Source organism: Kitasatospora sp. NBC_01287 (assembly GCF_026340565.1).
Lineage (GTDB): Bacteria > Actinomycetota > Actinomycetes > Streptomycetales > Streptomycetaceae > Kitasatospora.
In genome coordinates this window covers 3,246,459-3,262,891 of record NZ_JAPEPB010000001.1, presented here as the reverse complement: position 1 = coordinate 3,262,891, position 16,433 = coordinate 3,246,459, and the positions used below count along the sequence as shown (strand labels likewise).

Sequence of the window (16,433 nt, the reverse complement as noted above, 5' to 3'; positions counted from 1 at the left end):
CTCAGCGCCGCACCGCGTCCAGCGCCAGCAGGGCCACGTGCAGCGAGAGGCAGGACTCGACCTGGTCCAGATCCACGGCCAGGATCCGCTCCACCTTGTGGAGCCGGTCGTAGAAGCTCGGCCGCGACAGATGCGCAGCGTCTGCCGCGGCCGACTTGTTCCGCCCCTGCTCCAGGTAGACCCGCAGCAACGGCACCAGCTGCGAGCCGTGCTCCGCGTCGTGCGCCAGCAGCGGGCCCAACTCCCGCTCCACATAGGTCTGCAGCCGCGCGTCGTCGCGCAGCAGGTGCAGCAGCCCGCGCAGCCGCACGTCCGGCAGCCGGTAGTACGACGCGGCGCGGGTGCCCGGCACTTCGTGCAGTGCGGCGTCCGCCACCTGGGTGGCCTCCATCAGGGTGCGGCGGGCATCGCGGACCGAGCCCACCGAGGAGCCCACCGCCACCACCGGCGCGGCCGTCTCCTTGCCGCCGTCCGCCGAAAGCCGCCGCAACGCGGCCGCGAAGGCCTCCAGCGAGGCGTGCTCGTCCTGCTGGGAGCCGAGTGCGATCAGCAGCCCCACCCCCTCGTCGTCCAGCGCCCCCACCAGGGCCGAGAGCCGGCTGGCGCGGGCCGCGGCAGCCGCCAGCTCGGTGAAGTCGCGCAGCCGCGCCTGGGCCTCCAGCGCGGCCGGCAGCTGGCCGCCGCGCCGCCGCAGCACCACGCCGACCAGGCGCCGCCCGTCCAGCGGGACCCCCAGTGCCTGCGCCCGCAGCGCGACCTCGCTGACCGTCAGCGCGTGGGTCATGATCCCGGAGAGCAGGGTGCGGTGGGTCTGCCGCTCCAGGCTCTCCCGGTCGCGCACCAGCAGCCGGTTCAGCGCGAGGGTCGCCGCGCCGCGCTCCAGCAGCATGGTGCAGGGGTGCGACTCCTGGTCCGGCAGTGCGCCGGGCTCCTCGATCAGCACCAGCCGGCCCCAGTCCTCGCCGCGGGCGCCCACCGCCGTCACCAGCCAACCGCTGCGCGGGTCGTGGCCGGTGCGCCCGGCCGGCCGCACCGCGCGCGAACGCCGCTCCCACTGGTCGAGCAGCTCGACCTCGGTGCGCCCCGCCGGGTCGTGTGCCAGCACCTGGTGGCTCAGGTTCTCCAGCACCACCGGCGCACCTGCCATCCGGGCGATCTGGCGCAGTACCTCGGCGGGCTCGGCGCCCTCCACGGCCAGCTCGTTGAAGACCTGGTGCACGGCCTCGGAGGCCCGCAGCTGCTCCAGCTGCGCGTTGACCACCAGCGCGTGTACCGCCTCGGTGACCGCCACGAAGCGCAGCTCGCGGCGCAGCACGATCAGCGGCAGTCCGCGCTGCTCGGCCGCGTGCACCAGGGCCCGCGGCAGGGTGTCGAAGTAGCGGCGGCCGAACTCCACCACCAGTCCCGCCACACCGATCTCGACCAGCTCCCGCACGTAGCGGGCCAGCCCTTCGCGGTCCTCGGGCAGCGCGATGCCGGTGGTCAGCACCAGCTCGCCGCCCTGCAGCATCCCGGCCACGTCCGGCAGCTCGCTCACGTGCACCCAGCGCACCGGGCGTTCCAGCTGGTCGGCACCGGCCACCACCTGGGGCAGGCCGCGGCGCATCACGTCCAGATCGAGCACACGGGCGACGGTGGGCAGCACAGCGGGCCTCCTGAACGGCGGGCGGCGGGGATCATGGGTGGGGGAGCAAGGTGTCAGGTGAATCATGCATCCCCATGACGACCTGTTGCCCCACTCCGGGCTTTCCACTCTGTAAGGCTCTTGGCGGCTCGGCTGTCGGAGTGAGCCTTGCCGGGCTCCCGGACCGGCAGGCATCGTTCGGCGGACCGGAGCGGGTGGAATGGACCTATGGAGGAGAACCGACCGATGGACCGCAGCAGTGATGTGGATCTGAGCAGTTTCGCGGGCGGCGCCCAGTACATCGGGGGCCGGCTCACCACCGGGACCGGCTACGAGCCGTTCGACGTGGTCAATCCCGCGGACGGCAGCACGGTCCAGCAGGTCAGGCTCGCTTCGACCGAGGACGTCGACGCCGCCGTGGCCGCCGCCAAGGCCGCGCTGCCCGAGTGGTCGCGCGCCACCCCCGGCACCCGGGCCGAGGCCCTGCTGCGGCTCAGCGCGATCCTGGCCGAGCGGACCGAGGAGTTCGCCCACGTCGAGACCGCCCAGACCGGCAAGCCGATCAAGCTCTCCAGCGAGTTCGACGTCCCCGGCACGATCGACAACGCCGCCTTCTTCGCCGGTGCCGCCCGCAACCTGGAGGGCAAGGCGGCCGGCGAGTACTCGGCCGACCACACCTCCTACGTGCGCCGCGAGGCGATCGGGGTGGTCGGCTCGATCGCGCCGTGGAACTACCCGCTGCAGATGGCCGCCTGGAAGATCCTGCCGGCCGTCGCCGCCGGCAACACGATCGTGCTCAAGCCCGCCGAGCTGACCCCGCTCACCTCGCTGATGCTGGCCCACGCCTGCACCGAGGCCGGTCTGCCCGACGGCGTGGTCAACGTGGTCACCGGCAGCGGCAGGACCGCCGGCGAGCGCCTGGTCTCCCACCCCGACGTCGCGATGGTCTCCTTCACCGGCTCCACCGGGGTCGGCCGCCGGGTCGCCGAACTGGCCACAGCCACCGTCAAGCGCACCCACCTGGAGCTGGGCGGCAAGGCCCCCTTCGTGGTCTTCGAGGACGCCGACCTGCAGGCCGCCGTGCACGGCGCGGTCGCCGGCTCGCTGATCAACAGCGGCCAGGACTGCACCGCCGCGACCCGTGCCTACGTCCAGCGCCCGCTCTACCAGGCCTTCGTCGACGGGGTCGCCGAACTGTTCGCCGCGATCCGGCTCGGCGACCCGCGCGACCCGCACACCGACCTCGGCCCGCTGGTCTCCTTCGCCCACCGGGACCGGGTGGCCGGCTTCGTCGAGCGGGCCCGCGGCTACGGCGCCACCGTCGTCACCGGCGGCGCCGCCCCCGCTCGCGGGCACGACGGCACCGACCTGGGCCGGGGCGCCTACTACGCGCCCACCCTGATCACCGACGCCGCCCAGGACAGCGAGGTGGTGCAGGGCGAGATCTTCGGCCCGGTGCTGGTGGTGCTCCCGTTCGACAGCGACGACGAGGGCCTGCGGCTGGCCAACGACACCCCCTACGGCTTGGCCGCCTCCGCCTGGACCCGCGACGTGCACCGCTCGCTGCGCGCCACCCGGGAGCTCGCGGCCGGCTGCGTCTGGGTCAACGACCACATCCCGATCATCAGCGAGATGCCGCACGGCGGGTACAAGGCCTCCGGCTACGGCAAGGACATGTCGCAGTACTCGCTGGACGAGTACACCCAGGTCAAGCACGTCATGTTCGACACCACGGCGGTGGCGCGCAAGGACTGGCACCGGACCGTCTTCGGCGACCGGGCCTGACCGTTGTAAGAGTCGGCCCCCAGGGCCGTCTCTCCTCTCGGAACGGCGGCCCGCAGCCGCCGCCTGGACGAGTGGAGGACGGCCATGGAGCAGACCGGACCGATCGCCGCGGCCGCGGCCTGGCTGGCCGCCGCCGCGCCCGCCCCCCAGGCCTGCCGCCGGGAGTGGGAGCGGTCCGTCTCGGGCCTGGTGCTGCTGCCGGCCGGGCTGCGCTGGGACGTGCTGCTGGTCCCCGGCCGCCTCGGCCGGCCCACGCTGCGCCTGCTCGCCGGCCTGTCCGGCGGCGGGCCGGTGCTGTTCGACCCGGGGGACGACAGCGTCGGCTTCCTGGTCCCGGTCGGCACGGCCGCCCGCTGGGTCGGCACCGGCGTGCGGGTCGCCGGGGACGGCGCCTGGATCGCGGTTCCGCACCCGGCCCGGCGCGGTCCGGGACCGCGTTGGCTGGTACCGCCGGACGGCTCGGGGCGGCTCACCGACCCGGTGGCGCTGGAACTCGCGCTGCACGAGGCCGCCGCCGGGCTGGGTGGGCCCAGGGAGCATCCGTGAGGTGCCCGTGCGGCCCTGGAGCCTGCCGGTGCCGACGGGATCTGCCGGTGCCGACGGGATGTAAGGCCGATCGGGGTATCCCCGTCAGTGTGCTCGTTGAGTCGGCCCGGGGCGCGGACCAGACTGGAGGACGAGCGCGGTAGCCCCCGTGAGCCTGACCTTGGAGGCAGAGGAACTTGAACACCACCACTGAACGCCAGGCCGGCGCCCCGAAGCACGTCGTCCACTGGATCGACGGCGCCTCGGTGCCCACCGCCGGTACGGCCCCCCGGCGCGGCGACATCTACGACCCGGCCACCGGGCAGATCTCCGGTCAGGTGGACTTCGCCGGGATCGCCGAGGTCGACCAGGCCGTCGCCGCGGCCGCCGGCGCCTTCAGCGAGTGGCGGCACGCCTCCATCGCCAAGCGCACCACGGTCCTCTTCGCCTTCCGCGAGCTCTTCAACGCCCGCAAGGACGAGCTGGCGTCGATCATCGTGGCCGAGCACGGCAAGGTGCACTCGGACGCGCTCGGCGAGCTGGCCCGCGGCCAGGAGGTCATCGAGTACGCCTGCGGGATCCCGCAGCTGATCAAGGGCGGCTTCACCGAGCAGGCCTCCACCGGGATCGACGTCTACTCGATCCGCCAGGCGCTGGGCCCGGTCGCCATCATCTCGCCGTTCAACTTCCCGGCGATGGTGCCGCTCTGGTTCTTCCCGATCGCCATCGCGGCGGGCAACACGGTGGTCCTCAAGCCCTCCGAGAAGGACCCGTCGGCGGCCAACTTCATCGCAGAGCTGTGGCGGGAGGCAGGGCTGCCGGACGGCGTCTTCAACGTGGTGCACGGCGACAAGGCCGCGGTCGACCGCCTGCTGGAGCACCCGGACATCAAGTCGGTCAGCTTCGTCGGCTCCACCCCGATCGCGCGCTACGTCTACGAGACCGGCACCCGGTACGGCAAGCGGGTGCAGGCGTTGGGTGGTGCCAAGAACCACATGCTGGTGTTGCCCGACGCCGACCTGGACCTGAGCGCCGACGCCGCGATCAACGCCGGCTTCGGCGCGGCCGGCGAGCGCTGCATGGCGGTCTCGGTGCTGGTCGCGGTCGACCCGATCGGCGACGAGCTGGTCGAGAAGATCAAGGCGCGGATGGCCACCCTCAAGGTCGGCCCCGGCTGCAACGGCGAGAGCGAGATGGGTCCGCTGGTCACCGGCCAGCACCGCGACAAGGTCACCTCCTACGTGGAGTCGGGTGTCGCGGACGGTGCGGAGCTGGCCGTCGACGGCCGAAAGCACCCGATCGCGGGCGAGGACGTCACCGGCCGACCCACGGCCGACGGCTTCTGGCTGGGCCCGACCCTCTTCGACCACGTGAAGCCGGGCATGTCGGTCTACAACGACGAGATCTTCGGCCCGGTGCTCTCCGTGGTCCGGGTCTCCTCCTACGAGGAGGGGTTGGAGCTGATCAACGCCAACCCGTACGGCAACGGCACCGCGATCTTCACCAATGACGGCGGTGCGGCCCGGCGCTTCCAGCACGAGGTGGAGGTCGGCATGGTCGGGATCAACGTGCCGATCCCGGTCCCGGTGGCGTACTACTCCTTCGGCGGCTGGAAGGCTTCGCTCTTCGGCGACGCGCACGCGTACGGCCCCGACGGCGTGCAGTTCTTCACCCGTGGCAAGGCCGTGACCCAGCGCTGGCTCGACCCCTCGCACGGGGGGATCAACCTCGGCTTCCCGACCAACAGCTGATCCGGCCGGGCGACCTCGGGGACGCCCACCGGCAGACTCATCCGGCGTCGGCCGGCCCACCCCACCGGGGCGGGCCGGCCGACGCCGTTCATGTGCTGTTTGCACGACGGCCGCGGAGGGCGTAGCGTGTCCTAGTCGCTCGGCAGGGAGAACCGGACACGCGTCTGCGCGGACGGTCCCGGGGCGGCCACTCTCTGAAACACCAACTCTCAGTACAACGTCCGGCTTTTCGCGTGCTGCTTTTCGCGCATCACGGAGCCGGTCTGATTTGCTGTGCCGGTAATTCGGTGAGTGGGGCCGGATTCGCTTTTCGGAGCGGGACTGGGCTAAAGTTCAACACGTCGGACGGGCCGTCAGGTCCGGTACGGTGAAGGCCTCCTGAGGCCGGAGCGGTGCGGAAGACCTGGTAAGGTTGGAAACACCGAGAGCGAGTCGGGAAACGCCGGGAGGCGGGTCTGATAAGCTCGAAGAGAAGAAAGAACGCAGTAACACTGAAACGAATGCCCGGAGAGCTTGCGAGAGCGGCTTGAAGGAAGTGTCCGTTCCTTGAGAACTCAACAGCGTGCCAAAAGTCAACGCCAGATATGTTGACATCCCCGGCCTTCACCGTTTGGTGGGGGTTGGAGATTCCTTTTGAAGTAAGACACAGCGAGGACGCAGTGCACGGGGCCGCCCTATTCCGGTGGTTGTCGTGCCGCTCAACGCGGGTGTGAACCCGATTACGGGTAATCATTCACGGAGAGTTTGATCCTGGCTCAGGACGAACGCTGGCGGCGTGCTTAACACATGCAAGTCGAACGGTGAAGCCCTTCGGGGTGGATCAGTGGCGAACGGGTGAGTAACACGTGGGCAATCTGCCCTGCACTCTGGGACAAGCCCTGGAAACGGGGTCTAATACCGGATATGACCTTCCTCCGCATGGGGGTTGGTGTAAAGCTCCGGCGGTGCAGGATGAGCCCGCGGCCTATCAGCTTGTTGGTGGGGTAATGGCCTACCAAGGCGACGACGGGTAGCCGGCCTGAGAGGGCGACCGGCCACACTGGGACTGAGACACGGCCCAGACTCCTACGGGAGGCAGCAGTGGGGAATATTGCACAATGGGCGAAAGCCTGATGCAGCGACGCCGCGTGAGGGATGACGGCCTTCGGGTTGTAAACCTCTTTCAGCAGGGAAGAAGCGCAAGTGACGGTACCTGCAGAAGAAGCACCGGCTAACTACGTGCCAGCAGCCGCGGTAATACGTAGGGTGCGAGCGTTGTCCGGAATTATTGGGCGTAAAGAGCTCGTAGGCGGCCTGTCGCGTCGGATGTGAAAGCCCGGGGCTTAACCCCGGGTCTGCATTCGATACGGGCAGGCTAGAGTGTGGTAGGGGAGATCGGAATTCCTGGTGTAGCGGTGAAATGCGCAGATATCAGGAGGAACACCGGTGGCGAAGGCGGATCTCTGGGCCATTACTGACGCTGAGGAGCGAAAGCGTGGGGAGCGAACAGGATTAGATACCCTGGTAGTCCACGCCGTAAACGTTGGGAACTAGGTGTTGGCGACATTCCACGTCGTCGGTGCCGCAGCTAACGCATTAAGTTCCCCGCCTGGGGAGTACGGCCGCAAGGCTAAAACTCAAAGGAATTGACGGGGGCCCGCACAAGCAGCGGAGCATGTGGCTTAATTCGACGCAACGCGAAGAACCTTACCAAGGCTTGACATATGCCGGAAACGTCCAGAGATGGGCGCCCCCTTGTGGTCGGTATACAGGTGGTGCATGGTTGTCGTCAGCTCGTGTCGTGAGATGTTGGGTTAAGTCCCGCAACGAGCGCAACCCTTGTTCTGTGTTGCCAGCATGCCTTTCGGGGTGATGGGGACTCACAGGAGACTGCCGGGGTCAACTCGGAGGAAGGTGGGGACGACGTCAAATCATCATGCCCCTTATGTCTTGGGCTGCACACGTGCTACAATGGTCGGTACAAAGGGCTGCGATACCGTGAGGTGGAGCGAATCCCAAAAAGCCGGCCTCAGTTCGGATTGGGGTCTGCAACTCGACCCCATGAAGTTGGAGTTGCTAGTAATCGCAGATCAGCATGCTGCGGTGAATACGTTCCCGGGCCTTGTACACACCGCCCGTCACGTCACGAAAGTCGGTAACACCCGAAGCCGGTGGCCTAACCCTTGGGAGGGAGCCGTCGAAGGTGGGACCAGCGATTGGGACGAAGTCGTAACAAGGTAGCCGTACCGGAAGGTGCGGCTGGATCACCTCCTTTCTAAGGAGCACATGGCCAGATCCGAGCGAATGCCTCGGATTGGTTGCTCATGGGTGGAACGTTGACTATTCGGCACACTGGGTGATGGTTCGTGAGTACTGCTTCGGCGTGGAAAGCGTAACTGTGAGTCTGGTGTGTCGGGCACGTTGTTGGGTCCTGAGGGAACGGGTTTCCGTTGTCTCAGTGCCGGTCCTACTTGAGATGCCTTCGGGTGTTGAGGGTGGGTGTCTGGTCGTTGTTTGAGAACTGCACAGTGGACGCGAGCATCTGTGGCCAAGTTTTTAAGGGCGCACGGTGGATGCCTTGGCACCAGGAACCGATGAAGGACGTGGGAGGCCGCGATAGGCCCCGGGGAGCTGTCAACCGAGCTTTGATCCGGGGGTGTCCGAATGGGGAAACCCGGCAGTCGTCATGGGCTGTCACCCATACCTGAACACATAGGGTATGTGGAGGGAACGCGGGGAAGTGAAACATCTCAGTACCCGCAGGAAGAGAAAACAACCGTGATTCCGGGAGTAGTGGCGAGCGAAACCGGATGAGGCTAAACCGTAGTGGTGTGAGACCCGGCAGGGGTTGCCACTTCGGGGTCGTGGGAGAGTTCTTCAGTCGTCTGCCGGCGGCTGGGTGAGTCAGAAACCGTATGGATAGTCGAAGGACATGCGAAAGGTCCGGCGTAGAGGGTAAGACCCCCGTAGACGAAATCTGTGCGGCTCACTTGAGCTTTTCCCAAGTAGCACGGAGCCCGAGAAATTCCGTGTGAATCTGGCGGGACCACCCGCTAAGCCTAAATATTCCCTGGTGACCGATAGCGGATAGTACCGTGAGGGAATGGTGAAAAGTACCGCGGGAGCGGAGTGAAATAGTACCTGAAACCGTGTGCCTACAAGCCGTGGGAGCGTCGTTCGTGTCTTCGGACACGGGCCGTGACTGCGTGCCTTTTGAAGAATGAGCCTGCGAGTTTGCGGTGTGTAGCGAGGTTAACCCGTGTGGGGTAGCCGTAGCGAAAGCGAGTCCGAATAGGGCGTTTGAGTTGCATGCCCAAGACCCGAAGCGGAGTGATCTAGCCATGGGCAGGTTGAAGCGCGGGTAAGACCGCGTGGAGGACCGAACCCACCAGGGTTGAAAACCTGGGGGATGACCTGTGGTTAGGGGTGAAAGGCCAATCAAACTCCGTGATAGCTGGTTCTCCCCGAAATGCATTTAGGTGCAGCGTCACGTGTTTCTTGCCGGAGGTAGAGCACTGGATAGGCGATGGGCCTCACCGGGTTACTGACCTTAGCCAAACTCCGAATGCCGGTAAGTGAGAGCGTGGCAGTGAGACTGTGGGGGATAAGCTCCATGGTCGAGAGGGAAACAGCCCAGAACACCGACTAAGGTCCCTAAGCGTGTGCTAAGTGGGAAAGGATGTGGAGTCGCAGAGACAACCAGGAGGTTGGCTTAGAAGCAGCCACCCTTGAAAGAGTGCGTAATAGCTCACTGGTCAAGTGATTCCGCGCCGACAATGTAGCGGGGCTCAAGCACACCACCGAAGTCGTGTCATTCACAGAATACGTCCAACGGCGCTGTGGATGGGTAGGGGAGCGTCGTGTTCCGGGTGAAGCGGCCGAGGAATCGAGTCGTGGACGGGATACGAGTGAGAATGCAGGCATGAGTAGCGATACAAGAGTGGGAAACTCTTGCGCCGATTGACCAAGGGTTCCTGGGTCAAGCTGATCTGCCCAGGGTAAGTCGGGACCTAAGGCGAGGCCGACAGGCGTAGTCGATGGACAACGGGTTGATATTCCCGTACCCGCTTTGAAGCGCCAACGTCGAACCTCTGGATGCTAAAGCCGTGAAGCCGGCCTGGAGTCTTCGGACGAAGGGACGTGGTGGAGCCGCTGATCCAACAGGGTAGTAGGTGAGCGATGGGGTGACGCAGGAAGGTAGTCCAGCCCGGGCGGTGGTAGTCCCGGGGTAAGGGTGTAGGGCGTTGTGTAGGCAAATCCGCACAACTATAGCCTGAGACCTGATGCCGAGCCGATTGTGGTGAAGTGGATGATCCTATGCTGTCGAGAAAAGCCTCTAGCGAGTTTCATGGCGGCCCGTACCCCAAACCGACTCAGGTGGTCAGGTAGAGAATACCGAGGCGTTCGGGTGAACTATGGTTAAGGAACTCGGCAAAATGCCCCCGTAACTTCGGGAGAAGGGGGGCCATGTCTGGTGAGGAGACTTGCTCTCTGAGCTGGGTGTGGCCGCAGAGACCAGCGAGAAGCGACTGTTTACTAAAAACACAGGTCCGTGCGAAGCCGTAAGGCGATGTATACGGACTGACGCCTGCCCGGTGCTGGAACGTTAAGGGGACCGGTTAGCTCCACTTCGGTGGGGCGAAGCTGAGAACTTAAGCGCCAGTAAACGGCGGTGGTAACTATAACCATCCTAAGGTAGCGAAATTCCTTGTCGGGTAAGTTCCGACCTGCACGAATGGCGTAACGACTTCTCGACTGTCTCAACCATAGGCCCGGTGAAATTGCATTACGAGTAAAGATGCTCGTTTCGCGCAGCAGGACGGAAAGACCCCGGGACCTTTACTATAGCTTGATATTGGTGTTCGGTTCGGCTTGTGTAGGATAGGTGGGAGACTTTGAAGCGGCAACGCCAGTTGTCGTGGAGTCGACGTTGAAATACCACTCTGGTCGTGCTGGATGTCTAACCTGGGTCCGTGATCCGGATCAGGGACAGTGTCTGGTGGGTAGTTTAACTGGGGCGGTTGCCTCCTAAAGAGTAACGGAGGCGCCCAAAGGTTCCCTCAGCCTGGTTGGCAATCAGGTGTTGAGTGTAAGTGCACAAGGGAGCTTGACTGTGAGACCGACGGGTCGAGCAGGTGCGAAAGCAGGGACTAGTGATCCGGCGGTGGCTTGTGGAAGCGCCGTCGCTCAACGGATAAAAGGTACCCCGGGGATAACAGGCTGATCTTCCCCAAGAGTCCATATCGACGGGATGGTTTGGCACCTCGATGTCGGCTCGTCGCATCCTGGGGCTGGAGTAGGTCCCAAGGGTTGGGCTGTTCGCCCATTAAAGCGGTACGCGAGCTGGGTTTAGAACGTCGTGAGACAGTTCGGTCCCTATCCGCTGTGCGCGTAGGAGTGTTGAGAAGGGCTGTCCCTAGTACGAGAGGACCGGGACGGACGAACCTCTGGTGTGCCAGTTGTCCTGCCAAGGGCATGGCTGGTTGGCTACGTTCGGGAGGGATAACCGCTGAAAGCATCTAAGCGGGAAGCCTGCTTCGAGATGAGCACTCCCACCTCCTTGAGAGGGTAAGGCTCCCAGTAGACGACTGGGTTGATAGGCCGGATGTGGAAGCCCAGTAATGGGTGGAGCTGACCGGTACTAATAGGCCGAGGGCTTGTCCTCAGTTGCTCGCGTCCACTGTGTTGTTCTGAAACAACGACCCCACACCGTTGGTCACGGGTGTGGTGCGGCCGATAGTTTCATAGTGTTTCGGTGGTCATAGCGTGAGGGAAACGCCCGGTTACATTCCGAACCCGGAAGCTAAGCCTTACAGCGCCGATGGTACTGCAGGGGGGACCCTGTGGGAGAGTAGGACGCCGCCGAACAATCATTCAGGAGAAGCCCCGCACCCGGGAAACCAGGTGCGGGGCTTCTCTGTGTTTACCCCCCGTCGCGCGCTACCCTCGCTGGCACACCTATCGGCAGGCGGAGAGGCGCACGGCCTTGCAGAATCTGACCCTTTCGTGGCAGAGCGCCGGCGCCACGGCGGCGGTCCTGCTCGGCGCCTCCTTCGCCGTTCGGCGGGCCTTGCCGAGCCGTCGGAACGCGGCGGCCGCGCCCTGGCTGGTGGCCGTGCTGCGCGAAGCCGGCACCCTGCTGGCGCTGTTCGCGCTCTGGCAGCTGGTCGGCCAGCTCTCGCTGATGAGCACCGACCACGCGCTCAGCCGGGCCGAGTGGATCCACCGGACGGAGCTGCGGGTCGGCCTGCCGGACGAGGCTTCGGTGCAGCGGCTGATCACGCCGTATCCGGTCCTGGTGCGGCTGGCGAACTACTACTACGCGAGCATGCACTTCGGTGTGATGATCGCGGTGCTGCTCTGGGCCTTCCTGCGGCACCGGGCCCGCTACGCCTGGGTGCGGACCACGGTCGTCCTGGTGACCGCGGCCTGCCTGGCGATCCAGTTCATCCCGGTGGCGCCACCCCGCATGCTGCCGGGCAGCGGTTTCGTCGATGTGGCGACCGAGTACGGGCAGTCGGTCTACTCGGGCGGTATCGGCGGCCTGCACGCGGACGAGCTGTCGGCGATGCCCTCGGTCCACGTCGCCTGGTGTGTCCTGGCGGCTGTCGCGGTGATCACGATCAGCCGCTCGCCCTGGCGCTGGCTGATCCTGCTGCATCCGGTGCTGACCGTCTTCGTCGTGGTGGCGACCGCCAACCACTTCTGGGCCGACGGCCTGGTGGCGCTGTGGCTGCTGATGGTCGCGTACGCGGTGCAGTACGGTGCCGGCCGGCTTCGTGCCCGGCGCCGACGGGACGGCCAGGGGGTGCCGGTCACGCGGCCGCAGCCCCAGCCGACCAGTCGTTGAGCCCGACCAGTCGTTGAGCCGACCAGGCGCGGCACGCGGAAGGGCGGAGCCCCGACAGCAGGCTCCGCCCGTTGAGTCCCCGAGCCGTCACTTCACCGGCAGCGCGGCCCGGCCCCAGCCGCTGTTGGTCAGCGCCGCGGTGGCCCAGTACCAACTGGCGAGACCGGCCACGGCCGCGAGCCAGCCGGCCACCTTGACCAGGGTGCCCGAGCTGCCGAAGGTGCCGAGCGCGGCCAGCAGCAGCGAGAGCGTCAGCAGGCCGTAGACGCCGCGGCTGAACAGTCCGGCCTGCCAGCTCGCCGCCGCCAGGGTCAGGGCCAGCAGGGTCCAGAGGAGCAGGAAGAGGCCGGCCGCGTTCTTGCCGCCGGCTGTCGAGCCCGCCCCGGCCGCCCAGACCGCCCAGAAGGCGCCCAGGCCGGTGAAGGCGGTGCCGCTGAAGGTGTCGCCGGCCCGGAACTGCCAGAGCCCGGCGATGAACAGCGCGACCCCGCCGACCAGGTGGGCGAGGCCCGCGGCGTCGGCGACACCGGCGCCGTGCAGGATCCCGGTCTGCAGCACGCCGTAGGCGAGGAGGGTCAGGCCGAGTGCGAGGTATCCGAGGGGGCCCGCATCGAGCGATGCGGGTCGGGCGTTGGCCCCGGTAGCGTCACTGCTCACCGGAGGCTCCTTTCTGGTGGTTCCAGGACAGCTGGGTGGGTTCCGGGTCGGCGGACCGGTCCGGGACATGGCGGGGTGGGCACCCGGGCGGGTCGCTGCCCGCCGGGCGCGCGAGGGCACGCGGGGGTGCGCGAGAGGGATCGGTGTGCTGGCGGCAGCGGAAGCGGCAACTGTCGCGGTGGCCTTGCCGGGGGTGCCCTGCGGGAGGGCGCGGGCGGCGTCGGCCTGCTGCGTCCCCGCAGCTCAGGACTGCCGGGACTCGGTTCACCGGGGGGATCCCCGGTCAGCAGGTCTCTACCCGCGCCGAACCGCTTGTACCCTTGTGAATCGCAGAAGTTGTCTGTTTGTCAGCTGAGTCGTCATCAGACGGTGACCATTGCCCAGCCGGACGCCCAGCCGGACGCCCGGCCCGACTCGCACCCGGGCACCCCGCACCTGGCGGACGGCGCCCGCTCAGCCCTGGCGCTGGACCGGCACCCGCAGCGCGATGATGGCCATGTCGTCCGACGGCGGCTCGGGCGCGAACCGCTCCACGGCCCGCTGCACCCGGGCCGCCACCGCGCCCGCCGTCAGCCCCGTGCAGCCGGCCAGTACCTCGGCCAGCCCGTCCTCACCGAGCATCCGCATGCCCTCCCGGCGCTCCGTCACGCCGTCCGTCACGCAGAGCAGCACCTCGCCCGGCAGCAGCACCACCCGCTCGACGGTGAGCTCCAGGTGCTCCAGCACCCCGAGCAGCGGCTGTGACTCCGCCGCCGGGCTCACCCGCCCGTCCGTGGCGAGCCGCAGCGGCAGCGGGTGCCCGGCGCAGACCAGGCTGAGTTCGGCGCTGCCGTCGTCGCGCGGCGTCAGCTCCCCGTACAGCAGGGTCAGGAAGCGGCCCCGGTCGCCCTCGTCGAGGATCGCCCGGTTCAGCCGGGTCAGCACCTGCGGGGCGTCCAGGCCCTCGCGGGCCAGCAGCCGCAGCGAGTTGCGGGCCAGGCCGGTGACCGAGGCGGCCTGCGGACCGGTGCCGCAGACGTCGCCGATCGCGAAGCCGTAGGTGCCCTCGCGGATCGGGAAGAGGTCGTAGAAGTCACCGCCGACCTCGTTGCCCTCGCCGGCGGCCTGGTAGTAGACCTCCACCTCGACGCCGGGGATCTTGGGCAGCTCCGGCGGCAGCAGACTGCGCTGCAGGGCCTGGCTGGTGGCGGTCCGCTCCGAGTAGAGCCGGGAGTTGTCCAGGGCCAGGGCGGCCCGCCGGGACAGGTCCTCGGCGAGCTCCAGGATCTCCTGGCGGAAGGTCACCCCGGCCTTGGTCCCCAGCACCAGCAGCCCGATCACCCGGTTGCGGGCGAAGAGCGGCAACGCGACGGTGTGGCCGATCAGCCCGCTGGGCTCGGCCCCGGTGAGCGCGCCGGTCGGGCCGTCCCACGCGGTGGTACCGCCGGCCGCGATGTCCGAGGGGGTCTCGGTGGCCCGCAGCAGCGCGCGCAGCGGGTCGATCCGCTCCTCGTCCTCGTGCAGCACGAAGGCGAGTTCGGCGAGCGGCGCGTACTCGGCGATGGTGTAGACGGCGCACCAGGCCGCCAGCGTGGGCACCGCCATCTGTGCCATCAGGGCCAGGGTCTGCTGCAGCTCCAGGGTGCCGGCCAGCAGGTCCGAGGCCTCGACCAGGAACGAGAGCGCGCCGCGCCGCAGCCTCTCCCGCTCGGCCAGCCGGGCGTTCTCCACGCTGAGGGCGATCCGGTCGGCGGCGAACTGCAGGCGCAGCGCCTGGTCGTTGTCGTACTGCCCGGGCCGACTTGCGGCCACGCCGAGCGAGCCGATCAGCCGGCCCTCGACCTTGAGCGGCACGGTGATCAGTGAACGCAGCCCGGAGCCGCCGAGCAGCGGGGCCGCGCCCGGACGGACCGACAGGTCCTCGTGGACGGCGGGCAGCCGGGCCGAGTCGTACCGGTTCTGCCCGTTGTCGACCGGGATCCGCACGTCCTTGACCCGCCCGGCGGGCAGCCCGGTGGCGGCCCTGACCTCGAACTCGCTCTCGTCCTCGGTGATCAGCAGCAGATAGGCGGCGTCGCCGTCGAGCAGGTCGCGGGCCCGTTCCACGGTCTGCTGCAGCATGCCGGACAGATCGTCGGCGGAGACGCCGTCCAGCTGCAGGTCCAGCGGTTCGACGGCCGTGGTGCTCGATCCGCCGACCGTCACCCGGGCGGGGGCGCGCAGCACGGCGTGGTCGCGCTCGCGGACCAGTAGGCAGAGTGTGGAGGGGGCGCCGGTGGGGTCCAGCACCCGGACCTGGGCGCCGTAGACCTCGATGGTGCGCTGGTCGGCGCGGCGGATCCCGAAGGCGCCCTCCCAGCGGGCCAGCCGGAGCACCGCGGTCAGCTCGCTGTGCTCGCCGGGCGATTGCGGCCAGAGCACCAGGTCGGCCCAGCGGCTGCCGAGCACCGCGGCGGCCGGCCGGCGGAACAGCCCCTCCGCGTCAGCGTTCCAGGAGCGGACCAGCCCCTCGTCGTCCACCTGGACGACGGCCACCAGCACCGGGCCTTCGGTGCTGGGCAGCACCTCGCCGGGCGCCTGCGGCAGCGCGTAGCGGGTGCCGGGCAGGGCGCGCTGCAGCGGCAGCCGGAACCAGACGGTCTTCTGCCCGGCGGAGTACTCCACGCCCCAGCGGCTGGAGAGCGCGGAGCACATCAGCAGCCCGCGCCCGCCCTCGCCCTCGGCGTCCGCGAAGTGCTCCGAGACGCCGTCCCCGGCGACCGGTCCGGCGAAGGCGGGCAGGCCGCGCTCGGGGTGCCGGTCGGTGACGCCGATCTGGACCGAGTCCTCCTCGCGCAGGCAGCTGACCTCGGCGGCGGTGCCCGCGTGCACCACGGCGTTGGTGACCAGCTCGCTGACCAGGACTATCGCGTCGTCCACCACCTCGGGCAACCCCCAGCCCAGCAGCGCGGCACGCACGAAGCCGCGTGCGGCGGACGCCGACCGGCCGTCCGGCTCGAAGGTGGCGGCTGCGCGCGCGGTGACCACGGGCTGCTTCTCCTCTGGTTCGGGTACGGCTGCTCGGCGCCTGGTGCCCCCGGCGCCCAGTGGCTGAGCCCCGGTGGCACCGGCCAGGGCGAGGTGCAGCGCTCCACCCTACTTTCCGGCTGGTCTCCCCGGGGGAAAGGGGGAGCGAAACAGTAGCCGTGCAGTGATTCTCCCCACCCCTGGCCCCCGGAACCGAACCGCCGAGGCGTCCGCACCACGGTGTGAGCCTGGCGAACCGGGCGTTGCCGGTCGGTGG

7 protein-coding genes and 3 rRNA genes are annotated in these 16,433 nt (G+C 67.9%); 7 read left to right on the top strand and 3 right to left on the bottom strand.

Annotated features, from left to right (window positions below; genetic code table 11):
• Position 1 precedes the first annotated feature (1 nt).
• Positions 2 to 1,645, bottom strand: a complete 1,644-nt coding sequence (locus tag OG455_RS13560; protein ID WP_266293435.1) for a PucR family transcriptional regulator — start codon at positions 1,643 to 1,645, stop codon at positions 2 to 4.
• A 225-nt stretch (positions 1,646 to 1,870) separates the two neighbouring features.
• On the opposite strand from OG455_RS13560, the gene OG455_RS13555 reads away from it, so the two are divergent.
• The 7 genes from OG455_RS13555 (at position 1,871) to OG455_RS13525 (ending at position 12,514) form a co-directional block, all read left to right on the top strand.
• A complete protein-coding gene (locus OG455_RS13555) occupies positions 1,871 to 3,409 on the top strand; it encodes a gamma-aminobutyraldehyde dehydrogenase (protein ID WP_266293433.1) in 1,539 nt (512 codons plus the stop codon).
• Between the two features lie 84 nt (positions 3,410 to 3,493).
• Positions 3,494 to 3,955, top strand: coding sequence for a hypothetical protein (locus tag OG455_RS13550; RefSeq protein ID WP_266293431.1), 462 nt, complete (start codon positions 3,494 to 3,496; stop codon positions 3,953 to 3,955).
• A gap of 176 nt (positions 3,956 to 4,131) precedes the next feature.
• Positions 4,132 to 5,685: a CoA-acylating methylmalonate-semialdehyde dehydrogenase gene (locus tag OG455_RS13545; protein ID WP_266293429.1), complete on the top strand. Its 1,554-nt coding sequence runs from the start codon at positions 4,132 to 4,134 to the stop codon at positions 5,683 to 5,685.
• A 732-nt stretch (positions 5,686 to 6,417) separates the two neighbouring features.
• Positions 6,418 to 7,939: ribosomal RNA gene (locus tag OG455_RS13540) — 16S ribosomal RNA — on the top strand.
• A gap of 271 nt (positions 7,940 to 8,210) precedes the next feature.
• Positions 8,211 to 11,329, top strand: a 23S ribosomal RNA gene (locus OG455_RS13535).
• Between the two features lie 86 nt (positions 11,330 to 11,415).
• Positions 11,416 to 11,532 (top strand): 5S ribosomal RNA (gene rrf, locus OG455_RS13530).
• The 16S, 23S and 5S rRNA genes sit together here, the layout of an rRNA operon.
• A gap of 118 nt (positions 11,533 to 11,650) precedes the next feature.
• Entirely contained in the window at positions 11,651 to 12,514 is an 864-nt protein-coding gene (locus OG455_RS13525) for a phosphatase PAP2 family protein (protein WP_266293427.1), read from the top strand.
• Positions 12,515 to 12,601: 87 nt separating this feature from the next.
• On the opposite strand, the gene OG455_RS13520 is transcribed toward OG455_RS13525, so the two are convergent.
• Together OG455_RS13520 and OG455_RS13515 are read right to left on the bottom strand one after the other, a co-directional pair.
• The gene (locus tag OG455_RS13520) at positions 12,602 to 13,171 is read right to left on the bottom strand and encodes an acetate uptake transporter (RefSeq protein ID WP_266293425.1); all 570 of its coding nucleotides are present in this window, start codon (positions 13,169 to 13,171) and stop codon (positions 12,602 to 12,604) included.
• Between the two features lie 453 nt (positions 13,172 to 13,624).
• Positions 13,625 to 16,177, bottom strand: coding sequence for a SpoIIE family protein phosphatase (locus tag OG455_RS13515; protein ID WP_266293423.1), 2,553 nt, complete (start codon positions 16,175 to 16,177; stop codon positions 13,625 to 13,627).
• Between the last annotated feature and the right edge of the window lie 256 nt (positions 16,178 to 16,433).

What these genes read in the sequence shown, in the direction of transcription:
- OG455_RS13555 (WP_266293433.1), top strand. Translation starts at nt 1,871, where the DNA reads ATGGACCGCAGCAGTGATGTGGATCTGAGCAGTTTCGCGGGCGGCGCC.
- OG455_RS13550 (WP_266293431.1), top strand. Translation starts at nt 3,494, where the DNA reads ATGGAGCAGACCGGACCGATCGCCGCGGCCGCGGCCTGGCTGGCCGCC.